The organism is Pararhizobium sp., assembly GCF_965279435.1.
Taxonomy (GTDB): Bacteria; Pseudomonadota; Alphaproteobacteria; order Rhizobiales; family Rhizobiaceae; genus Pararhizobium.
This window is the reverse complement of sequence record NZ_CBDIHY010000003.1, coordinates 2,971,688-2,992,750: the sequence shown is the minus strand read 5'-3', so window position 1 is coordinate 2,992,750 and position 21,063 is coordinate 2,971,688. Positions and strand designations below refer to the sequence as shown.

The 21,063-nt window shown below is 59.1% G+C and carries 17 protein-coding genes and 1 pseudogene; 8 read left to right on the top strand and 10 right to left on the bottom strand.

Going from position 1 to position 21,063, the window contains the following annotated elements; genetic code table 11:
- Nucleotides 1–72: 72 nt before the first annotated feature.
- Both creD and aspS read right to left on the bottom strand, forming a co-directional pair.
- Nucleotides 73–1,506, bottom strand: a complete 1,434-nt coding sequence (gene creD, locus ACQY8Q_RS20140; protein WP_428428189.1) for a cell envelope integrity protein CreD — start codon at nt 1,504–1,506, stop codon at nt 73–75.
- A gap of 187 nt (nt 1,507–1,693) precedes the next feature.
- Nucleotides 1,694–3,487, bottom strand: coding sequence for an aspartate--tRNA ligase (gene aspS, locus ACQY8Q_RS20135; RefSeq protein ID WP_428428188.1), 1,794 nt, complete (start codon nt 3,485–3,487; stop codon nt 1,694–1,696).
- A 289-nt stretch (nt 3,488–3,776) separates the two neighbouring features.
- Between aspS and ACQY8Q_RS20130 the strand changes: the two genes are divergently transcribed.
- The 3 genes from ACQY8Q_RS20130 (at nt 3,777) to rnd (ending at nt 7,744) form a co-directional block, all read left to right on the top strand.
- The gene (locus ACQY8Q_RS20130) at nt 3,777–5,009 is read left to right on the top strand and encodes an MFS transporter (RefSeq protein ID WP_428428187.1); all 1,233 of its coding nucleotides are present in this window, start codon (nt 3,777–3,779) and stop codon (nt 5,007–5,009) included.
- Between the two features lie 100 nt (nt 5,010–5,109).
- Nucleotides 5,110–6,513, top strand: a complete 1,404-nt coding sequence (locus ACQY8Q_RS20125; protein WP_428428186.1) for a multicopper oxidase domain-containing protein — start codon at nt 5,110–5,112, stop codon at nt 6,511–6,513.
- An 85-nt stretch (nt 6,514–6,598) separates the two neighbouring features.
- Nucleotides 6,599–7,744, top strand: coding sequence for a ribonuclease D (gene rnd, locus ACQY8Q_RS20120; RefSeq protein ID WP_428428185.1), 1,146 nt, complete (start codon nt 6,599–6,601; stop codon nt 7,742–7,744).
- A gap of 5 nt (nt 7,745–7,749) precedes the next feature.
- Here the strand turns inward: rnd and ACQY8Q_RS20115 are convergent, their stop codons facing one another.
- The gene (locus ACQY8Q_RS20115) at nt 7,750–8,157 is read right to left on the bottom strand and encodes a DUF2000 family protein (RefSeq protein ID WP_428428184.1); all 408 of its coding nucleotides are present in this window, start codon (nt 8,155–8,157) and stop codon (nt 7,750–7,752) included.
- Between ACQY8Q_RS20115 and ACQY8Q_RS20110 the strand changes: the two genes are divergently transcribed.
- The 3 genes from ACQY8Q_RS20110 (at nt 8,156) to ACQY8Q_RS20100 (ending at nt 11,687) form a co-directional block, all read left to right on the top strand.
- Nucleotides 8,156–9,064 carry an AraC family transcriptional regulator gene (locus ACQY8Q_RS20110; RefSeq protein WP_428428183.1) on the top strand — a complete coding sequence of 303 codons (909 nt, stop codon included), beginning with the start codon at nt 8,156–8,158 and terminating at the stop codon, nt 9,062–9,064. The genes ACQY8Q_RS20115 and ACQY8Q_RS20110 overlap by 2 nt on opposite strands.
- 91 nt (nt 9,065–9,155) lie before the next feature.
- Entirely contained in the window at nt 9,156–10,223 is a 1,068-nt protein-coding gene (locus tag ACQY8Q_RS20105) for an adenylate/guanylate cyclase domain-containing protein (protein WP_428428182.1), read from the top strand.
- A 105-nt stretch (nt 10,224–10,328) separates the two neighbouring features.
- Nucleotides 10,329–11,687 (top strand): esterase-like activity of phytase family protein, encoded by a 1,359-nt coding sequence (locus ACQY8Q_RS20100; protein WP_428428181.1) that lies wholly within the window; start codon nt 10,329–10,331, stop codon nt 11,685–11,687.
- 141 nt (nt 11,688–11,828) lie between these two features.
- Here the strand turns inward: ACQY8Q_RS20100 and ACQY8Q_RS20095 are convergent.
- Both ACQY8Q_RS20095 and ACQY8Q_RS20090 read right to left on the bottom strand, forming a co-directional pair.
- Nucleotides 11,829–11,941 (bottom strand): annotated as a pseudogene (locus tag ACQY8Q_RS20095) (IS3 family transposase); the annotation flags it as partial.
- Nucleotides 11,942–11,947: 6 nt separating this feature from the next.
- The gene (locus tag ACQY8Q_RS20090; RefSeq protein WP_428428180.1) at nt 11,948–13,435 is read right to left on the bottom strand and encodes an ArnT family glycosyltransferase; all 1,488 of its coding nucleotides are present in this window, start codon (nt 13,433–13,435) and stop codon (nt 11,948–11,950) included.
- Nucleotides 13,436–13,774: 339 nt separating this feature from the next.
- Between ACQY8Q_RS20090 and ACQY8Q_RS20085 the strand changes: the two genes are divergently transcribed.
- A complete protein-coding gene (locus ACQY8Q_RS20085; RefSeq protein ID WP_428428179.1) occupies nt 13,775–14,458 on the top strand; it encodes a glycosyltransferase in 684 nt (227 codons plus the stop codon).
- Between the two features lie 95 nt (nt 14,459–14,553).
- Here ACQY8Q_RS20085 and ACQY8Q_RS20080 read toward each other — a convergent pair whose 3' ends face one another.
- The 3 genes from ACQY8Q_RS20080 to ACQY8Q_RS20070 all read right to left on the bottom strand — a co-directional run bounded on the left by ACQY8Q_RS20080 (nt 14,554) and on the right by ACQY8Q_RS20070 (nt 17,185).
- Nucleotides 14,554–15,465, bottom strand: coding sequence for a glycosyl transferase (locus tag ACQY8Q_RS20080; protein ID WP_428428178.1), 912 nt, complete (start codon nt 15,463–15,465; stop codon nt 14,554–14,556).
- Between the two features lie 101 nt (nt 15,466–15,566).
- Nucleotides 15,567–16,295 (bottom strand): membrane-anchored protein, encoded by a 729-nt coding sequence (locus tag ACQY8Q_RS20075; RefSeq protein WP_428428177.1) that lies wholly within the window; start codon nt 16,293–16,295, stop codon nt 15,567–15,569.
- A gap of 47 nt (nt 16,296–16,342) precedes the next feature.
- On the bottom strand, nt 16,343–17,185 hold the full coding sequence (locus tag ACQY8Q_RS20070; RefSeq protein WP_428428176.1) for a 3-deoxy-manno-octulosonate cytidylyltransferase: 843 nt from the start codon (nt 17,183–17,185) through the stop codon (nt 16,343–16,345).
- 217 nt (nt 17,186–17,402) lie between these two features.
- On the opposite strand from ACQY8Q_RS20070, the gene ACQY8Q_RS20065 reads away from it, so the two are divergent.
- Entirely contained in the window at nt 17,403–18,317 is a 915-nt protein-coding gene (locus ACQY8Q_RS20065; RefSeq protein WP_428428175.1) for a glycosyltransferase family 92 protein, read from the top strand.
- A 62-nt stretch (nt 18,318–18,379) separates the two neighbouring features.
- Here ACQY8Q_RS20065 and ACQY8Q_RS20060 read toward each other — a convergent pair whose 3' ends face one another.
- Both ACQY8Q_RS20060 and ppx read right to left on the bottom strand, forming a co-directional pair.
- Nucleotides 18,380–19,222, bottom strand: coding sequence for a glycosyl transferase (locus ACQY8Q_RS20060; protein ID WP_428428174.1), 843 nt, complete (start codon nt 19,220–19,222; stop codon nt 18,380–18,382).
- 320 nt (nt 19,223–19,542) lie between these two features.
- On the bottom strand, nt 19,543–21,063 hold the full coding sequence (ppx, locus tag ACQY8Q_RS20055; RefSeq protein WP_428428173.1) for an exopolyphosphatase: 1,521 nt from the start codon (nt 21,061–21,063) through the stop codon (nt 19,543–19,545).

Genomic DNA, 21,063 nt, shown 5'->3' with positions numbered 1-21,063 from the left:
TAACCATACGAAAGCCCCGGCTGTTTTAAAAACAGCCGGGGCATTTCTTTTATATTCCGATTGTTCGGGTCTTCATGCGGCCTTGGCTGTGCCGGACCAATCGACCTTGCGGGTCGAAAACATCGTCGTGGCAATGGTGACGAAGGAGATCAGGGCTCCGGCCAACAGCGCATATTCGTCCTCCCGCAGGATCAGGTACATCACGGTATAGGAAGCAACCAGCACGAAGGCGAGCACGGCACCTCGGCGCATGCTGCCTGTGACGGAGCCGACATAGGCGGAAATCAATCCAGCCGTGGCAAGCGACGCCATCACGTAGGCGATTTCGAAGCCAGTGTGCTCAGCGAGCGCCAGAAGCAGGATGTAGAAGACCACCAGCGCAAGTCCGGTGAGCACATACTGGATCCAATGGACCTTGCGGGCGCTTTTCAGCTCGATGATGAAGACCGCGAGAAACACCACCGAGAAAAAGCCGATCGAATATTTCAGCGTCCGGGCGACGACCTGGTAGAACTTCACCGGCTCCACCATGTTGACCGTCATCAGGCTGTTCGACAGCGGCAGCACCGAACCGGAGACGACGCGATCGACGCCGCGGGCGAGATAAGGGATCGTCCATTTGGCAGTAAATCCCTTGGCGTCAATCGATTTCTCCTCCGGCAAAAACAGACCTTCGAAGCCCGGATGCGGCCAGTTCGCCTCAGCGGAAAACCGCGTCGTCTGCCCCGCCGGTGCAATGGCGAAGCTGCCGGAACCATTGAGCGAGAGATCGACCGCAAACCTGAAGCCATTTTCGACAAGCGAACGTCCTACAGGCCGATTGACCCCGGACCCGAGCCTGACGGGTGGACGATAGGATTCCAGCGACCCCGCCGTGACGGATGAAATGGACTTCATGCCGGGATCGAACGGCAAAAGCGGTCCGCCATCGATGCGTACGCCGGCGTCGGAGCGGATGCCGGTGATATCGGCGATGCTCATCACGAGTATCGCCCTATCGAGGTCCGGCTTGCCCTCTCTCTGTTTGAAATCGTCAATCATGCCCGGGGCGAACCGTCCGGCTATGGCGATCTTGGCATTGTAGACGGGCAGCGTATAAATCGACAGCTTGCGTTCTTCCGTCGCCAGTTTTGAATCCACGGCCAGCGTCTCGGGCATCAGCAGCGCCCATTCCGTGACGGTCTGCCAGACGATGCGGCCATCGACGGTTTGGTTGCGGTTGACCTCAAAGGGAACAGCCACATAGGGGCCGTTGAGGACCTGCGGCCCGCCCCATCCGTTGGCGATGCGTGCAGAGACCTCCTCGGCGCGTTTGCCCCGCTCTTCGACAAGCCCCCAGACCAGTAGCGTCGGGATCAGAAGCGCCATCGAGATGAAGCCGATCATGATGAATTTGACACCCGGCGACGACAGCACGGTTCGCACCGTCCCTGCCCCTCCAGATGTCCCGGAGAATAAAGCCTGCTGTGCGTCGCCGGAATTGCCTTCAGAACGTGCATCGGTCATGTCCAAACCCCCAGACGATGAAACCGGCTGGATATGTGCCGGCCCGCTATCGTTAAGAGTGCATTAAGGCCGATTACGCGCGGAATATCGCCGCTTTGGGGGCTCTTTTCAGGCAAATTGCGGATACGAAAAACCCGGCGATTTGCATCGCCGGGTTGATCAAATCCAGTATTGAAAGGGCTTGCCTTTAGTCTTTCTTCAGCGGCGGGATGACCCGCAGCGACAGCTCAAGCAACTGCTTCGGCATGGCCGGGGCCGGTGCGTTCATCAGGAGGTCCTGTGCCTGCTGGTTCATCGGGAACAGCGTGATCTCGCGCAGGTTCTTGGCGCCGAGCAACAGCATGACGACGCGGTCGATACCGAAGGCGCAGCCGCCATGCGGAGGCGCACCGTACTGGAAGGCGCGGTACATGCCGCCAAAACGCTCTTCAACGTCGGTCTGGCTGAGGCCGACCAGTTCAAACGCCTTGACCATCAATTCCGGCGACTGGTTACGGATCGAACCCGAAGCAATCTCAAAGCCGTTGCACACTGCGTCATACTGATAGGCCTTGATCGTCAACGGGTCCTGCGTCTGCAGCGCCTCTAGACCACCCTGCGGCATCGAGAACGGGTTGTGGGCGAAATCGACCTTCTTGTCTTCCTCGCTCCATTCGTAGAACGGGAAATCGATGATCCAGCACAGTTCGAACCGGTCACGGTCGATGAGGTTCAGGTCTTCGCCGGCCTTGGTGCGGGCTTCGCCTGCGAACTTGTAGAATTTGGCCGGATCGCCGGCGACGAAGAAGCAAGCATCGCCTGCGTCAAGACCAAGCTGGGTGCGCAGCGCTTCGGTGCGTTCCTCGCCGATGTTCTTGGCCAGCGGACCGGAGCCGGCAGTCGTGCCGTCTTCTTCCTTGCGCCAGAAAATGTAGCCGAGGCCCGGCTGGCCGGTCGACTGCGCCCAGGCATTCATGCGGTCGCAGAAGGCACGCGAACCACCAGTCTTGGCCGGGATCGCCCAGACCTCGACCTTCGGGTCGCGCTCGATCATGCCGGCAAAGACCTTGAAGCCGGAACCGGCGAAATGTTCGGTAACGGCCTGCATCTCGATCGGGTTGCGCAGGTCCGGCTTGTCGGAGCCGTATTTGCGGATCGCCTGATCATAAGGAATACGCGGCCATTCCTTGGTGACGGGCTTGCCCTCGGCAAACTGCTCGAACACGCCGGTCATGATTGGAGCCATCGTGTCCCAGACGTCTTCCTGGGTAACGAAGCTCATTTCCAGGTCGAGCTGGTAGAATTCGCCCGGCAGGCGGTCGGCGCGCGGGTCTTCGTCGCGGAAGCACGGGGCGATCTGGAAGTAGCGGTCGAAACCGGCGACCATCAGCAGTTGCTTGTACTGCTGCGGCGCCTGCGGCAAGGCGAAGAACGTACCAGGATGGATGCGGCTCGGCACGAGGAAGTCGCGCGCGCCTTCCGGCGACGAGGCCGTCAGGATCGGTGTCGAATATTCGGCAAAGCCGGCCGAGTTCATGCGCGAGCGCATATCGGAAATGATCTGGCTGCGCTTGACGATGTTCTTGTGCAGCGTTTCGCGTCGCAGATCGAGGAAGCGGTATTTTAGGCGGATATCTTCCGGATAGTCAGGCTCGCCGAACACCGGCAGTGGCAGTTCCTTGGAAGCGGAGAGCACTTCGATCTCCTGGGCGTAAAGCTCGATCTCGCCGGTTGCCATCTGCTTGTTGACGGTATCGTCCGAGCGCGCCTTAACGGTGCCGTCGATGCGAATGACCCATTCGCCACGCACCGTCTCGGCAGCCTTGAAGGCCGGTGAGTCGGGATCGACGACGATCTGCGTCATGCCATAGTGATCGCGAAGATCGATGAACAGCAGGCCGCCATGGTCGCGAACGCGGTGGACCCAGCCGGAGATGCGGACGGTCTGGCCGACATCGGCTTTGCGGAGAGCGGCACAAGTGTGGCTGCGGTAACGATGCATGATATTATCCTGGAACCAAGGGGCTGCGCGGCCACGCCAAAGCGCGCTGCGGCAGCGTCAAAATCGGGCGGAAAAGCGCATGGTGGGGCCGATTTGTCAAGGCCGCGACGTGCGCGCAGGCAATCAAAGACAACCATAGGACCGTGTTTACGGCACTGCGGAAGCCGCTCATTCATGCCGGATGCTGACGGGACTATCAATTATCGTGACTGTTTTTGCCGGATGGCTGCGTCTAAGACTGAGGCATGGCACGCCGACATGGAGTCGCGTCCGCCCGGATACTTTCCTCATGTCGCAGCTTCGCCCGCTTATCCCTCTCCTCATCACCGCCGGCATCCTGATCGGCGGCAACGGGCTGCAGGGGACCTATATTTCGCTGCGTGCCCTGCAGGAGGGCTTTTCGACCTCGCTAATCGGCCTTGTCGGCACCGGCTATAATATCGGCTTTGCCATCGGCTGTATCTATGTGACGCGCATCCTGCGCTCGATCGGCCATATAAGGACGTTTTCGGCGATGGCGGCGATTGCGTCGGCTGCCTCGCTGGCCATGGTGCTGTTGATCGATCCGTGGTTCTGGTTCCTGATGCGGCTGATAGCCGGCATCTGTTTTGCCAGCCTGTTTGCCACCGTCGAAAGCTGGCTGAATGCCCGGGTCAACAATTCCAACCGCGCCCGCACCCTGTCGATCTACCGCCTAGTCGATCTCGGTTCGGTAACGGCAGCGCAATATCTGATCCCCACCGTCGGTATCGAGGGGTTTCAGCTGTTTGCCATCGTCTCCATGGCGCTCACCTTGTCGCTGGTGCCGATCTCCTTTGCCGACCGCTCCAGTCCCGGGTTGCCGGAGGCAATCAAGTTCGACGTCAAGGCGCTGTGGAATATCTCGCCACTGGCCACGATCGGCTGTATCGTCGTCGGGCTGACCAATTCCACGTTCCGCTCGCTCGGGCCGATCTATGCCGAGGGCATCGGCCTGTCGATCACCGCCATTGCCACCTTCATGAGCGTCGGGATCATCGGCGGCGTGGTGCTGCAATATCCGCTCGGGCTTTATTCCGACCGGCTGGACCGGCGGCTGATCATCCTGTTTGCCACCTTCGGCTCTCTGCTTGCGGGGCTTTTCCTCGCCTTTTATGCTGGCAGCGACGAATGGCTGAATTTCATCGGTATCTTCATCTTCGGCGCCTTCGCCATGCCGCTCTATTCGCTGTGTTCTGCCCATGCCAACGATCATGCCGCCGAGGGGCAGCATGCGCTGGTTTCGGCCGGCATGCTGTTCTTCTGGTCGTGCGGCGCCATTATCGGGCCGCTGTTTGCCTCATTCATGCTGGATATTTTTGGGCCGCCAGCGCTGTTCATTTATACCGCTGCCGTGCTTGCCGCCTTCATGCTCTATACGCTGCAGCGGATGATGGCGCGCGGGGCCGTGCCCGCCGGGGAGCGCTCGATGCGGTTTCGCAATCTTTTGCGCACCTCCTCCTTCTTCAACAAGCTGGCGGCCCGGCCCGAGGACAAGAAGTAACGTTTGGGCGGCTGACTGCGGCAAGATGCGCGCAAATGGCAATTGATGAATGTCGCCTTCAAGTTTAAACGGGGGCATCTCAATGTCCGGAATCCTGCCCATGCCGATCATCAGCCGCCGTACACTTTTGAAGGGATCGGCTGCGGCCACAGCCTCCTTCGCCATCGGTGGTGGGCTTGCGGCGCGAAATGGCATTGCGGCCCCGGCGCCGCTGCTGCTCAACGCGCAGTTTACTGAAGCGGCACTGGCCACTCACGGCATCACCCCGAAAATCATGACCTATGGCACGAGCGAGGCGCCAGCTACAGGCATGCCGCCGGTGATCCGCATGAAAAAGGGGGAGCCGTTCGCCGCCCGGCTGATGAATGCGCTGGACGAGCCGACGACGGTCCATTGGCACGGCCTGCGCATCGTCAACGCCATGGATGGCGTGCCGGAGATGACCCAACCTTATGTCTATCCCGGCGATGGCTTCGATTATGCCTTCACGCCGCCGGATGCCGGCACCTTCTGGTATCATCCGCATTGCAACACGCTGACCCAGATGGGCCACGGGCTGACCGGCGTCATTGTCGTCGAAAATCCTGATGATCCTACATTTGATGCCGAGATCGTGCTCAACCTGCGCGACTGGCGGCTCGGCACTGGCGGCGCCTTCATTGCGCCGTTCAAACCGCGCGATGCCGCACGCGGCGGCACCTATGGCACGGTGCGCACCACCAACTGGAAGCAGGCACCGAGCTATGACGCGCCAGCCGGTGGTCTCGTGCGCATCCGTATCGCCGCCACCGACGTGACACGCATCTATTCGCTTGCCGCAGAAGGCGCCCCCACTGTCATCATCGCGCTCGACGGCAACCCGGTCCATGCCCCCACCCCGCTCGATCTTCTCGATGTCGGCCCCGGCCAGCGCGTCGAGTTGGTCGTGCGCATGCCTGACCAGGAAGGTGCTGAGGTCAACCTCGGCAATCTGCGTGGCTCAAACCCGTTTACGGTGGCAACACTGCGCGCCACCGGCACCTCGCTGAAACGCGATATCCGCGATGTGAAACCGTTGCCGGCCAATCCGATGGCCGAAGCCGACCTGTCGACCGCCGAACGCATCCCGCTCGAATTTACCGCGACAGCCGAACATGCGCCGGTTCCCAGCATCTGCGGCACTATCGGCTATACGTTCTGGGCGATCAACAAGGTGCCGTGGCAGGGGGATACGCCGGACCCGGGCGCGCCGGTTTCAGAGCTGAAACTGGGCAAAAGCTATGTGCTTCAGGTGAGGAACCGTACCCCGCATGCGCACCCCATCCATCTGCACGGCCTGAGCTTCCGCATCCTCAGTTCCAACAAGCGCACCATCCTGCCGCCACCGACCGATACGATCCTGCTCCTGCCGGACGAACAGGCAGAACTTGGTCTTGTCGCCGATAACCTCGGGGACTGGTTGCTCCATTGCCATATCATCGAGCACCAGAAGACAGGAATGTCCGGATATTTCCGCGTCGTTTGAGCTTTTTTCGTTGTGGCACCGGGCGTGACGGGATACATCGGGTGAGTTTTAACGGCCGCATTTCCGCCACAGTGATTGAAGTTTGATGATCGAGACAACCGCCGAACTTGCCGCCGCCTGCGAAACGCTGGCCAGCGGGGAATACCTGACGATCGATACGGAATTTCTCCGCGAGACGACTTTTTGGCCGCAGCTCTGCCTGATCCAGATGGCCGGGCCGGACATTGCCGTCATCGTTGATCCGATGGCCAAGGATATCGACCTTGCGCCGTTCTTCGAACTGATGGCCAATACGAATGTCGTCAAGGTGTTCCATGCGGCCCGCCAGGACATCGAAATCATCTACAATCTCGGCAAGCTGATCCCGCATCCGATCTTCGACACGCAGGTCGCTGCCATGGTCTGCGGCTTCGGCGACAGCGTCTCCTATGACCAGCTGGTCAGCCGGATCAAGAACGTCCATATCGACAAGTCCTCGCGCTTCACCGACTGGAGCCGCAGGCCGCTGTCTGAAAAGCAGCTCGACTATGCGCTGGCCGACGTCACCCATCTGCGCGATGTCTATCTGCACCTGAAGGCCGAGCTTGAGCGCGAAGGCCGCTCGCTGTGGCTGACCGAGGAAATGGCCATTCTCGAGGCCAAGGAAACCTACGACATCCATCCGGACGACGCCTGGCAGCGCCTGAAGATGCGGCTGAAGAAGCCGATCGAACTCGCCGTCCTGCAGAAGGTCGCCGCCTGGCGTGAGCGCGAGGCCCGCAACCGCAACGTTCCGCGCGGCCGCATCCTCAAGGACGATGGCCTCTACGAGATCGCCCAGCAGCAGCCGAAGGACGTGGAAGCGCTGTCGCGTCTGCGCACCATCTCGAAGGGCTGGGAACGTTCGGCAGCCGGCACTGCAATCCTCGAGGCAGTCAACGCAGCACTCGAATTGCCGAAGGCCGACATGCCAAAGCTGCCGCGCCAGAACCAGGCGCCGGAAGGTGCCCAGGCCGCAGGTGAAATGCTCAAGGTCCTGTTGAAGCTGATCGCCGAAAAACAGGGTGTCGCCGCCAAGATCATCGCCAACAGCGAAGATCTCGAGCGGATCGCCTCGGAAGGCCAAAACGCCGATGTCGGCGCCTTGAAAGGCTGGCGTCGCGAACTGTTCGGCGATACTGCCCTGAAGCTGATCAACGGCGAAGTCGCCCTGCGCTTCGTCGATCGCAAGATTGAAGCCGTTGAGCTTTGAACCAATCAGGGGTGCATCTTTGCACCCTTGGTGATCTTGTCAGCGATCTTCTTGTCGGCGTGAAGCGCAATGCCGACAATTTTTGCATCGCCCGGACCGAAGCGGGAAAACACCTCGCGGTTGGCCGCGTCATGGCCGGTCGCAAACATTTCTTCGATATAAAGCGACGTCTTGACCTCGCGCTCCAATGCCCGGCGATGGATGGCGGCAATGGTCTTTTCGTCGGCGGACAGCACGATGACCGGCTGGATGCTCAAGGGATTGTAGACGTTGCCATCCGCATCGCGGTAGACTTCGCCAATAATGCCGGGCTTTTCGGCAATGATGCCACTGGTCAGGAACGCGGTGACGTTCAGCTTTTGCCAGACGGCCAGGTCCTCGCGCAGCACGATTGCAAATTTGGTATCGAACATGAATGCCAACTCCACTCTAGGAAACAGAACGCTTGAAGCGTCTGGGCGACCCATAGCCCGCGCCGGTGAGGGCAATCTTGAACGTTCGTGCACATCGGCAGCGTCGGACAGCATCAAGGTCGCGCCGGTCTCGGGTGGCATCGAGCGAATCGAGGCGCATTTTCACGGCAATGCCTTCGAGCCGCATCGCCATGATACCTATGCCCTTGGCCTGACGCTGCAGGGCGTGCAAGCGTTCCGCTATCGCGGCATAGTCCGTTACAGCCAGCCGGGTGATATCATCGTGCTGCATCCCGACGAGGTCCATGATGGCGGTGCGGGAACGGACGAAGGCCTGCGCTACCGGATGATGTACCTGCCGCCGGAAATGCTGATTGATGCACTTGGAGAAAGACCGCGCGGCCTGCCTTTCGTTCCCTCGCCGGTTATCGCCGATAAGGCCTTTGCGGCCAACCTCTCGAACGTCATGCGCAACCTCGATGGAGCCATCGATGACCTGCAGCTGAATGATATGCTAACCGGCATTGCCGACGGGCTACTGCGGCATTCCGATGGCCATGGCAAAACCCCCGTGAAGGCATCCGACCAGATTGCCGTGCGTAAGGCCTGTGACTTCCTGCAGGCCCATTCCGATCGCCAGGTGAATAGCGCCGAGCTTGAAAACATCAGCGGCCTCGACCGCTTCACGCTCGCCCGGCATTTCCGCGTGAGCCTTGGCACCAGCCCGCACCGCTATCTCGTCATGCGCCGGCTTGAGCGGGCGCGCAGCATGATCGGCAGCGGCCGGAGCCTCGTCGATATCGCGCTCGAAAACGGCTTTTCCGACCAGGCGCATTTCACCCGGCATTTCAAGAAAGCCCATGGCATGACGCCGGGCCGCTGGGCGAGCCTTTGTTCCAGAACGTAACGGCATCACAGACCGTTACACAAAATACCTTGACCCGCAGGCATCGGAAGAAACAATGCCGTTGAACCACCAAGGTGGGCGGAGCTGATTCATGAGAGAAATATCCCCAACGGAGAATTGGCTGCTGATCACGCTCGGCATGGCGCTGAGCGGCGTGATTTATGGCCTGATCGCCTTCCCAGACCAACCGGTCATCATCGGCGCGGTCTTTGCCGTGTTCATGGGGGTTCCGATGATTGCCTTCGAGCGCCGGATCCTCCTCCGTCCGTTGTACCGGCGGATCGAGCGGCTTCCGACCTTCGCCTATATCCTCGTGGCATTGGTGATCTACGAAATACTGATGAGCGTCGGTTACGCGGCGGCCGGACTTCTGATGTGGACGCTGCGATTTGTCGAGCCGAAATCGCTGACGGACATTCTCGTCATGCCGTTTCACGTCTTCCTCTATGCGCTTGCCGTCTGCGCGCTGATCGTCTTCATCCTGCGCGTGCGCGATCTGCTGGGCCGTGATGTCTTCACCAGCATGCTGATCAGCCGTTACCGCCGGCCGGTAAAGGAGGAGCGCGTCTTCCTGTTCATCGACCTTGCCGATTCGACATCCTTTGCCGAAAAACATGGCGACCTGCGCGCGCAGGAATTTCTCAAAGCCTTGTTTGCCGCCTTCGCCGAGCCGGTCCGGCGCCATAAGGGGGCGATCGATGATTATGTCGGCGACGCCGCCATCGTCACCTGGCCGCTCAAAAGGGGTGTCAAATTTGCCCGCTGCGTTCGCTGCATCTTCGATATCCTGGATGACATCGACGCCAATGCCGAGACCTGGCGCAAGAATTTCGGCCACGTGCCCCGGCTACGCGCAGCCCTTCACGGTGGCTTCATCATCACTGCGGAAATCGGCGTCGATCATCACAAGATCGCGTATTTCGGCGACACGGTGAATACCACGGCGCGGCTGGAATCCCTGTGTAAGTCGCTGGGCAGGCAGGTGCTGATCTCGACCGAACTTGCCCAGCGTATCAAGCTGCCGGACACGATCGCCATCGAAGATCTGGGCACCCATGCCGTCAAGGGACGTGGCCAGACGCTCGGCGTCATGGCCCTGGCCGAGCAAGCCAAGGCAGCCCTTCTCGCCCCCATCGAACTGCGGATTCCCGCCGAGTAGGCGGCCTCCGTTGCCACCGTCACCAAAGCTTCATCTAGCCGTCAAGTCGTTGACATCATTGCCCTGCTAAGCGGACATCCCGACCAACCGCCCAATGGGGACATGATGAAAAACGCTCTTCTCGCTTCCGTCGCTTTCAGCCTTTTGATGACAACGGCTGCTCTTGCCGAAGACACGGTCTTCCCGGCCAAGCTTGCCGCCCACGCCATCCTGCCGGCCAACACGATCATCGCGGCCCCTGCTGACGCCGCCGACTACCTGAAGACCTCCGGCAAATTCACAACTGCGGATCGCAAGCGTGCTGAGGCGCTCGGCACCGTTCCCGGCAAGGACGGCGTGCGCGTGACCGGCCTGTCGCTGCCCTTCGACGGCCAGCCGATGCAGGGTTTTTCCGGCATCAAGACGATGGCGGACGGCACCTTCTGGAGCCTGTCGGACAACGGTTTCGGCTCGAAGCTGAACTCGTCCGACGCCATGCTGATGCTGCACAACATCAAGATCGACTGGGATTCCGGCAAGGTCGAGGCACTGAAGACACTCTTCCTGTCCGATCCCGACAAGAAGGCCCCCTTCCCGATCGTCATGGAAGGTGCATCGACGCGCTACCTGACGGGTGCTGATTTCGACGTCGAATCGATCCAGCCGGTTGCGGATGGTTTCTGGGTTGGCGAGGAATTCGGCCCCTACATCCTGAAGTTCGACCTCGACGGCAAGCTGACCGACGTCATCGCCACCACGGTTAACGACAAGCCGGTGATGTCGCCCGACAACCCGACACTGGCCGTTCAGGCTGATCCGTCGAAGCCGGCGCCAGCTCTCAACATCAAGCGCTCCGGTGGCTATGAAGGCCTTGCCCTGTCAAAGGACGGCAACAAGCTTTACGGTTTGCTCGAAGGCCCGCTCTGGACCGATGCGAAAACCGTCGAACAGGCCGAAGGCCGCCCGGCGCTGCGCATCATCGAACTCGATGTCGCCTCGAAGGCCTGGACCGGCCGCAGCTGGCTCTATCCGCTGGCCGAAGGTGGCGAAGCGATCGGCGATTTCAATATGCTGGACGATAAGACTGCTCTGGTGATCGAGCGCGACAATGGTGCAGGCACCGTCGACAAAGCCTGCGCCGATCCGAAGGCACCGGCAGCCGATTGCTTTGCCGTCGGTTCCAAGGTCAAGCGCATCTACAAGATCGAGATGACCGATGAAAACGCCGGCGAGGCCGTGCGCAAGATCGGCTATATCGACCTCCTGAAGATCGCCGATCCTGACAACAAGAAGCGCCAGGGCGGCGGCGATGGTTTTTATGACATGCCGTTCGTCACCATCGAAAATGTTGACCGCGTCGATGACACCCACATCATCGTCGGCAACGACAACAACCTGCCCTTCTCGGCCGGCCGCTCGCTCGACAAGGCCGACGACAACGAGTTCGTCCTGCTCGAAGTCGGCGAGTTCCTGAACGCCAAGTAAGCGCCATCGCGACCGGCAGACGGGGCCGGAAAAAGAACCGGCCCCGTTACGCTGGGCGGTTTAAAGGCCGGGTAAATCAAAGGGCCGAATCCTGTACAATACAGGACCCGGCCCTTTAGAATTACTCGTCGTTGATTGTTAAAAGATCAGATATCGACCGATACCCGCTCTCGCCTCCGACACGCTCTTATAGGCGTGCAGGTAACCCTCCTCATATTTGACCGGCGCCAGAGCCGCTCCAGAAACACGCTGTTCGGCTTCTAGGGACGGTCGATCCAGCTATAGCCGAACGTATACGTATCGCCGTCGTTGCCAGCATAGTAGGGAACGGCCAGAAAATGCGCTTTGGCATCGGCGCTGATGCCATTTTGCGCCAGCAGTTCGATAATCCGTGGCGGAAGGGTTTTGCGATCCGTGTCCTCTCCAGACCAGACCACAAGAATAGGCCCAGCCGGGAGCAGAACGGGGGACTGCTCAATCGGAAAACTCGGAAGTAACACCGGCGTTTCCGGCAGGTTGATTTTAAGATTTCCGGCAAGGATGCGATCATCCACCACCACGGCGGCCGGCTTGGTGTCGTGGGTGGCCAGAACCGTCTGGACAAAATCCCGATACGGGGTGTGGCCAAAGGAATAACGGCCGATTTTTGGGGCCACCAACACGCTCACGAAAAGCATGACGATGGTCCCCACCGCGAGAAAAGCGACAATGCCGAGGAACCGCGGCAATCGCGGCGTCGCATTAACGCCCGCCGCATCTATCTTGGTGGCCAGATACAACGGCAAAAGCACGGCGAAAAGAACCAGCCACTTTTCACGAATATGCGTCGCTGCCATTGCAACCACGATCAGTGCAACGATCCCCAAACAAACGGCAAGCATCCTGCCGGTGATGCGCGTCCACTGGCTGCTGGCGCGGACAATTTTGCCCAGGTCACCGTAGAACACCAAGCCGAACACAGCAGCCGGAACTGCAATGCTCTTGATCACGGTCAGGCCCAGCTTCAGCAATCCCTGCAGAGCATGCGGCAAGACGGTGTTTTCGGCCCCTTCCTTCATTTCACCGATCGTGACGCCGGTCGCAGCAGCAAGGTTGTTCAAAACCCAAAACGCATGCGGAGCAGCAATCAGCGCTGCTATCGCCAATGCGGGGATCATTCGCCAGTTGAAAAGACGATTGCGCAGCCCCGCTTCCGGCAGGACAGCGATAATCGCAGCCACCGGGACGACGACGAAATTGTATTTCGAGATGACACCCAGCCCAACGGCAACACCGGTGATGAGATAGGACGTCAGACGGGGGGTTTTGAGTGTTTGCAAAAAGCCGTAGAGAAACAGCGACACGGCGAAAAGCGCTGCAACCGTGTGGGAAAGGTCACGCTGCATCAGCAGAAAGATCGGTGGGAGCGTCAGCACGCCCAGCATGGCGATCATGGAAAGGGCGCGATCAGCGATGATCGTGCGCGCGGCAAGCCCGTAAAAGACAATGGCAAGAAACAGCAGACCGTTTTTCACGATCGCCAGGGTCGCGACAGAAATCCCGAACAGACCGGCGACGCCATATTGCAGCCAGTTGTAAAAAGGTGGTTGCGCTCCATAACCGGCGAAAAAATACTGCGACAGAAAGGCCTGTTCGGATTCGTCGATCTCCAAGGACTCTTGACGAAAAATCCTCAACGTAATGCTGAGCAGGCAATACCCCGCCATCAGATAGAAAACGATCTCGGGTCTGCGGGCCAATAGCTTCATGCGTCTGTCTCTCAACACATTCTCGGCGGGTCAGGCGCAGATATAACAAGTCGGGGACGGATTGCCACCCGCGCGCTCCTTTCCTCCACGACTTAAGGCTGAAAGCAAGGCTGCCATTGGGCTTGCTGCCGGCCTTTGCGAAAATCCGGGCTTGAAGGCTGAATGCGGACGATGATCTTATCCCGTCCTGGCCACCGGGAGGCCGCATTTTTGGCTGAAGCAATCGGGATCGGAGCGATAATCCCCGGTTGTTGCGCACCATCAAAAGGGATAAACCCTAAAAAAATGCAACGTGCGACGGCTTAAGACTACCCTAGAAACGTTAGAATCGGAAAAATGATGACGGAAAGTGCTCACGTATATATCGGTTTCGACAGCAAGGAAGTGGTTGCTTATCATGTTCTTAGCCAGAGCATCCTGGAGAAGAGCTCCATCCCGGTTTCGTTTACACCGATCGTTCTGGACAATCTCGGCAAGGTTTTCACCCGCGAACGCAATGCGCTGCAAACAACCGAGTTTTCGTTCTCACGTTTCCTGGTTCCCTATCTGAGCAACTACGAAGGATGGTCGCTGTTTGCCGATTGCGACATGCTGATGCGCACCGACATCGCAAAGCTTTGGGAACTGCGGGATGACCGCTACGCGGCAATGTGCGTCAAGCACGACTATGTCCCCAAAGTGGAAACGAAATTCCTCGGACAGGTACAGACGAAATACGAAAAGAAAAACTGGTCGAGCGTCATCCTGTTCAACAACGCCAAATGCAGGAAGCTTGATCCTGACTATGTCAACACGGCGACTGGCCTTGAACTGCACCAGTTCAAATGGCTGGAATCCGAAGAGCTGATCGGCGAACTGCCGCCCACCTGGAATTGGCTGGTCAACGAATACGAACACAATGAAGCTGCCAACCTCGTCCATTTCACCGACGGCGGCCCGTATTTCGACGAATATAAAAATGACGATTACGCCCAGGAATGGTTCGATGCCCGCGAACGCGTTCTTTACGTCAAGCAACGCTGACCTTACGGTCGCTGCGCGACACGAAACTCATAAGGCGCTGTCAAAGCGCCTTATGACCGCCTGAAGGAGCCCTTCCGGCACCAGTCAGAGCCAAGTCAATTGGTCTTTTGCCGGGAAAACGTATCGCTATAGCCAAAACCAAGTGTTTTGAGCGCCGATACCGGCGAGTAGTTCACCATCTCGATACCCTGCTCCAAGGCGAATTCCCTGGCCATTTCGAGGTGGCTCAGAATTCTCTCCTGGCCTTTGCGAACTCCCGAATAGGCCTGTTCGCCTTTTTCATAAAATCGAGCCTCATCGGCGTTGGATATGTCGACCCCCAGGTATCCGATCGTCTTCGGCCTGAAGGACAGCGCAAATTGCGTTGCCGAGATAACAACGGAGCCGCCTTGAAAAACGCCCGCGTCCGGCATTGTCGAGAGCCCGGCCGTCCCGTCTGCACTCAACCTGACATGGGACAACATGCTCAAGTCCGCGCTACCCTGGCGCGCGCGGCCATAGGGTTTGCGGATGTCGTCGATCAGCGTGACGGGCCTGCCTTGAAGCCAGCGCCGGTCACGTTCGCAGATTGCTCGGATCACGCTGACGGAAAAAAGACACGGGCAATCTGCCGGTATCCGCTCAAAAAGGTCGAAATGGCTCCACACGAACCTTTCATCTTCTATCGCAACGGCCAATGGCTTGCCGATATGATCGGGCACGAGATGCAGCGCACCGTTCAACAGGACGCAGGAATTTGGCTCCGCGCGCGTCACATCGCAATCCTCGATCGAAGGTCCGGACCCGACAATGTAAATGGTGTTTCCTGTCATCTGGACCGCCTGAGCGCTGCAGATCAAATCGCCCACGCGCTGGCCGCGATAGTAAATGGCCCCGCGCGCCTGCGGCGTCGCGGCGACGAGCCTCAGCCCAGGAAACCAGTCCTGCACATGCGCCCGGGACTTCCCGGCGACGAGACGGACCGCAAGCTTGATCAACGACCGGGACAAAGGGCGGTTTGAGCGCATGTCTTCCTACAATCCGCCTGGAGCTCGAAATGATCCCGAAAGGCCCAATCTGTCGCCTCTGCTCGATGCTCCTCTGGGTCTAGCGACGATGGCAATCACGGTCATGCCGCACCAGTCCACAGGGGAATGCCCATCTCTTCGGAAACAGCCGGGTCCGCCGTATACAACGGGCGTTTTTCCGCCAACAGCTTTGCCACGATGCTCTTGTCCATCTGCACGTGCGCACGCACCAATCCGGCCTGATTATAGGCGTGACCTGCCGAATTGGGATTGATGCCGGTGAGGATCACGGCGGGCGCACCATTGTGAAGCGCAAACAATACCGCATTCATTCCGTTCGAGCATTTCGATTCGGTCTCGAGTTCGAGCGACTGAACGCCCGCAACGCGATCCATCAGTGCCATTCGCTCATACCGGTCAACGATCTGCAGGCTGTCATATTTGTAATCGAACGCGGACAATCCCTTCTCCAGACGCGGCCGGTCATCCTTGCGCCACAGGAAGACATACAAGGCACCGGTGCGCTGTCCAGACAGCACCCGCCGGACCTCGACAGCGTTGGTGTTTGTCCCTTCGATCTGGTTGAACTGAAGGAAGGTGATATCCGGCGCTGCCATGCCCCAGGCCTTGATGACCGATTGAGAGCCGTTGATGGTGATGACGGAAAAATCCGGGCCCCATCCTGCAGGCTTGTGCGACACCGGTGCAGAGCCAACGATGACGACCGGCCGCGTGAACCGTGCCGGGGCTGCAGGCGGTGACGGACGGGTCAAGCGGTACTTGATGTTCCGGTACAATCGCTTGCGCGTATCCGCTATCCATGACGCCATATGATTTCTCTCACCACGTTTCGTGCCGTCTTCCGTTCGACGGCCTGTTAAGACTGCTTTTCGCCCGCACGCTTCTTCAGGAAGCGCGGCTTCAATCGCCGGAGAAAGAGGTCAACTGAGCGCAATACATTTGTGAGCGAGATCAGTTTGTCAACTTGCGCATCCGTTTCGTTCAGGCGCCGGGAAACAACGTCCGCAACGGTTGATGAAATCTCCGCCGCAGTCAATTCCGGAAACCGCGACGCCAGTTGCGCATAGCTGTTCACGGCGATCCCGTCATGCATCGACAGCTTTCCGACCCTTGCGAAAAGGCGCAGAAAGACCTGCTCGAATGTCCAGTCATGGACGGAAACGACCCGCCATTTCTCGCTGCGTTTGGCGGAAAAGCCGGCAAGGACGACCTGGGCGGGAAGCTTCTGATCGACCAGCCACAAACTCATTGCAAAGCCCGTCGTCGGGACTTTTTCAGAAGGATAGAAGTCGGCGCAGAAGCCGGTCAGATCCAGATGACCGGTCGGGTTATTCAGATAGTCCGCCTGGGTGTTCAGCTTTTCCGACGTGTGCAGCCGCACATTCATGATTCCGAGGAAACGCTCCGGCGCCAGCAGTTTCACCACGTCAGCCACTTCGCCGCGGTAAACGATGTTCGCGCCTTTCGGCTGCGCGCGCGAGATCAGCAACGCATGCCCGGCAAAGGGTTTGCCCAGCACCTTGTAGACCTTGTTGAAGAACACGAAGAGCGCCGTGTCGGGATAGTCCCTCTGCAGTGCAGCCATATCGATCGCCTCGCTGTTGGCGATCAGAACGATATGGGAAAAGGCGGAAAAAATGGCCCGCCAGTCTTCGTTGCTCTTCACGTTCGCCGTCGCGCCGGGATGAGGCAAATTCATACGTCTTTACTCCTGATCTCTGGTTCGACCTTGTTTGGGGGCGCCGCTGTCTCCCCTCTCTATAAGCGGTGGGCTTGCCAAAGCAAGGCAAGCTGCGGCTCAGTCAATCCTGACCGATCGCGGCAGCGCTCGACCGGACTAGCAAGCGGAACCGGACTGGCAAGCGGACGTGCAGTGCTTTATATGCAACGCAAATCTTACCGGAGCGACCGCGCATATGTTTGGATGGAAGGCGAAACGACATCTGACGAGGGAACTGGAGATTACGCCGCCCTCCCCTGAGAAAAATCGCCACGGCATCGCTATTGTCGCCTGTGTGAAGAATGAAGAGACCTACATTGAAGAATGGGTGCGGTTTCACAGGGCGGTCGGGATACGGCATTTTCACATCTACGACGACGGATCGACCGACGCGACGCTGCAGGTGCTTCACGACGTCCTGTCGCCGGCGGAACTGACGGTTGTTCCCTGGAAAATGCGCATGATGGATAGCGGCAGCGCCGAAATTCTCAACGGTCAGAACATTGCCTTCGCCCATTCGATATTGAATTTCGGTGGCAGATACGCGTGGATGGCCTTCATCGATGTCGATGAGTTCCTTCTCCCTCGGCAAGGCCGGACGCTTGAGGAGGCATTGCAGGGTGCGGGCGGTTTTCCCAATATTTCGTTGCCATGGCATATGTTTGGTCACAGCGGCCATCTCACCCGGCCGCCACAGCCTGTTTGCCTGAGCTACACCATGCGTGTGTCCGATCCGATGAGACAGAATCTCGATGCCAGCAATTTCAAATGCATCGTTGATCCTGCCGAGGTGACGGGCGTCAGTGTCCACCACTTCAAGACCAGGAGCCACGGCGACATCACCGCCAACGATGCGGGCGAGACATTCTCCAGGCGCAAGAGAAAGACGAGCGAATTCTATTCCTCGAAATTCATTCAGCTCAATCATTATTATGCGCGCTCGCAGCAGGAACTGCGGGAAAAAGTCGATCGTGGCTGGTCTTTCGACGGCTCGTCGGAAAAGTACAAGCGGAAGGTTTTATCGACGATCCAGTATATCGAGGACAACGTTATCGAAGACCGCCAGATGGTGGATTTCGTCAACGAAAATGCGATCGCTTTGCACGGCTAGAAGCCAAACGCCTCCTTAATAGGCCCTTCGGAGATTAAAGCTATGTTGACCGTGGCGGAATGTCATTCCCGCCAGTGATCGGCGACCCACGGGGTCGGGCGGATATAGTGGCGCAGATAACGGAACGGTGCCTTCTTCCGGCGTTGCTTCTTGTCAAACACTGACAGCACGTGTTGCAGCGGCGTCGTCACCAAGCCCTTTTCGCCGTATCTCCCCTCGATCGCATGCTGCGGATGCAGGCCGCGCGGGAAAATCACGACGCGCGCATCCTTGGGCAGGCGCGGCGCCAGAAAATAGTTCAAGGGAAACGGCCAGCGGCAATCCTGGCGGAAGTGGAGGACCCATCGGCGGGGGAAAAAGCTGACGCCCCCCGGTGCGTTGCGGCTGACGAACCGTTGCTCGTAGCGATACGTATCTGCGACACCTTGCGGATCTGCACGAAATTTCTCCAGCAGCGGCAGAAGCTTTCCGACGGGAAACCGGAACAGCGATGTCTGCCCCAGGCGTTCCAACGGCGTGGTCTGGTTTTTCGCCATCACAATGTCGTCAGCATCGCCAATTTCGAAGAATTCATCGAGCGACGAAACGATCACCAGATCGAGGTCGAGAAACAGAACCGGCCCCTTGAGACTGCCGAGTGTCTGGCTCCAGAGCCTGGCCTTGGGCCAGATACCGCGTGTGTTCACCGGCATGACAACATCGAGCGGCGGCAGGTCTTCACAGAGGATTTCCGGGTTAAGCCCGACGCGGCTGTCCGTGAAGCAGGTAAACGTGAAGGGTGGCGTGATATTGCGCTTCACCATCGCGAACAGGCGATTGATGAACGGTGCACCGTATTTCGTGCCCCAACTGATGCAGATGACCTGTTTGACGCCGCCGCTGGCTTCTAAAACTCGTGAGGTCATCTTTCGCACATTCCTTTTTGCCCGTTCTCACGTGTCTGTCGCACGCATGAGGGAGGCCGCGTTTGTTGGAGCCTTTCCCCTCTAATAGACAATCGGCGACATAAAACAAACCGCTTAGCGGCCAGCCCCCGCGATATATCAGAGTTGGTTTGGGAAAATGGCACAGCGGTAATTATTGGAGTTTCTGCACGGCTTTGCCTGACATGCGAAAACGGCAAAGACCATGACGTGAGCGCCGCTTGGGAACCAACCTGCACAGCGGAAGGCCGCTCCATGAGCGAAAACATATACAGGCGGCATTTGCAATTGCAACGCGAATATTATTCGAACCGGAATGCAATCCTCTTGCCCGTCAGCTTGGCAAGTTGCTGCAGGCGGCCGTCGAGGCGTTCGCCGGCAAATTCCGAATAGGCGGATGGAACGATAAACTCGAGATCGAAGTCCGGCGACGCCGATGGGCGGATATCGAGGTTGCGCACGACACCGGGCATAGAGGCCGACAGCAGATAGACCACTCTCAACAGACCACCCAGCAGCTTGGCCAATTCCCGCATGCGCGGGGTGGTGATGGTGGCCAGCGGCTCGGTGGCGCCGTCATCGTTCAGGCCTTCGTAACGGTAATAGTTGGCAAGGGCGATATAGGCGCGGCCGGCATGGGTGATGCCGGAAAAGGTGCTGTGGGCGATGATGTTGAGCGCCTGCAGGCCGCGATAATCCGGATGGGCGCGCCAGCTGATATCGGCGAGCAGGCAGGCCGCCTGTCGGTAGCGCCCCTCTTCCTCGGTCTCAGCGATGCCGAAATGCGGTACCATCTTGCCGCTCCAGTCGGCAAGCTCGCGGGCATGCTCGGGCGAGCGGGCCCGCAGGATGGCGATTTCGCGCGCGGCGGCCAGCAGCGGATCGTGGGCGCGCACCGTGTCCGACAACAGCGAATAGAGATAACCTTCGCGCACGCCGAGCGCCGAGAACGAAATCATCGACGGCTTCATCTGGGCGATGACTTCCTGCAGGGCAACGGCGCCGAACGGCAGCAGAGAGCGGCGGCTCTTGGAGATATGCGCGTAGGCCGGCGATTTGACATCTTTCGGCTCGATCACTTCCGGCAGGAAGGCCATCGCCTCCTCGAAGGAGATTTCATAGCCCTGCATCATGTGCAGCGGATAGTCGCGCAGTTCCATATGCAGCTTGGCGATCGAGCGCCAGGTGCCGCCGACCGCGTAGAACGTGCGGCCGCCGGCGTTCTGCAGAACTTGTGCGCCCTTCAGGTAGCGGCGCACATGGGCGCGGGCCTTGACGACCGATCCTTCGGCATGTTCCGACAGGCGGATACCGCCGAGCGGCAGGGTGATGCCCTTGCCGACCTTGGGGCCGACGACATCGACAAGCTCCAGCGAACCACCACCGAAGTCACCGACGACCCCATCGGGATCGTGATAGCCACTGATGATGCCGAGCGCGGAGAAATAGGCTTCCTCCTCGCCGGTCAGCACGCGAACTTTCTGGCCGAGGATGATTTCTGCACGGCGGATGAAATCCGGACCGTTCGAGGCGTCGCGCGCAGCGGCCGTCGCCAGCACGAAAACCGTGGAAGCGCGCGCCTGCGTCGACAATGCCCGGAACCGGTGCAGCGCCTTCAGCGCCCGCTCGACGCTTTCGGCGTCCATCCGGCCGGTCGCATCGATACCCTTGCCGAGGCCGCACATGACCTTTTCATTGAACAGAATGGCCGGAGACCGGCTCAGCCCCTCATAGATCACCAGTCGAATCGAGTTCGACCCAATGTCCACGACGGAGACCGGGGCAATACCAGGCAAACGCCCCTGGGCTTCAGACTCTACCAT

Coding starts and splice junctions, on each gene's coding strand:
- ACQY8Q_RS20080 (WP_428428178.1), bottom strand. CDS start 15,465: ATGCGCTCAAACCGCCCTTTGTCCCGGTCGTTGATCAAGCTTGCGGTC.
- ACQY8Q_RS20105 (WP_428428182.1), top strand. CDS start 9,156: ATGAGAGAAATATCCCCAACGGAGAATTGGCTGCTGATCACGCTCGGC.
- ACQY8Q_RS20125 (WP_428428186.1), top strand. CDS start 5,110: ATGCCGATCATCAGCCGCCGTACACTTTTGAAGGGATCGGCTGCGGCC.
- ACQY8Q_RS20070 (WP_428428176.1), bottom strand. CDS start 17,185: ATGAATTTGCCTCATCCCGGCGCGACGGCGAACGTGAAGAGCAACGAA.
- ACQY8Q_RS20075 (WP_428428177.1), bottom strand. CDS start 16,295: ATGGCGTCATGGATAGCGGATACGCGCAAGCGATTGTACCGGAACATC.
- ACQY8Q_RS20115 (WP_428428184.1), bottom strand. CDS start 8,157: ATGTTCGATACCAAATTTGCAATCGTGCTGCGCGAGGACCTGGCCGTC.
- creD (WP_428428189.1), bottom strand. CDS start 1,506: ATGACCGATGCACGTTCTGAAGGCAATTCCGGCGACGCACAGCAGGCT.
- ACQY8Q_RS20060 (WP_428428174.1), bottom strand. CDS start 19,222: ATGACCTCACGAGTTTTAGAAGCCAGCGGCGGCGTCAAACAGGTCATC.
- ACQY8Q_RS20065 (WP_428428175.1), top strand. CDS start 17,403: ATGTTTGGATGGAAGGCGAAACGACATCTGACGAGGGAACTGGAGATT.
- ACQY8Q_RS20130 (WP_428428187.1), top strand. CDS start 3,777: ATGTCGCAGCTTCGCCCGCTTATCCCTCTCCTCATCACCGCCGGCATC.
- ppx (WP_428428173.1), bottom strand. CDS start 21,063: ATGGTAGAGTCTGAAGCCCAGGGGCGTTTGCCTGGTATTGCCCCGGTC.
- ACQY8Q_RS20085 (WP_428428179.1), top strand. CDS start 13,775: ATGACGGAAAGTGCTCACGTATATATCGGTTTCGACAGCAAGGAAGTG.
- ACQY8Q_RS20090 (WP_428428180.1), bottom strand. CDS start 13,435: ATGAAGCTATTGGCCCGCAGACCCGAGATCGTTTTCTATCTGATGGCG.
- ACQY8Q_RS20100 (WP_428428181.1), top strand. CDS start 10,329: ATGAAAAACGCTCTTCTCGCTTCCGTCGCTTTCAGCCTTTTGATGACA.
- rnd (WP_428428185.1), top strand. CDS start 6,599: ATGATCGAGACAACCGCCGAACTTGCCGCCGCCTGCGAAACGCTGGCC.
- aspS (WP_428428188.1), bottom strand. CDS start 3,487: ATGCATCGTTACCGCAGCCACACTTGTGCCGCTCTCCGCAAAGCCGAT.
- ACQY8Q_RS20110 (WP_428428183.1), top strand. CDS start 8,156: ATGAATGCCAACTCCACTCTAGGAAACAGAACGCTTGAAGCGTCTGGG.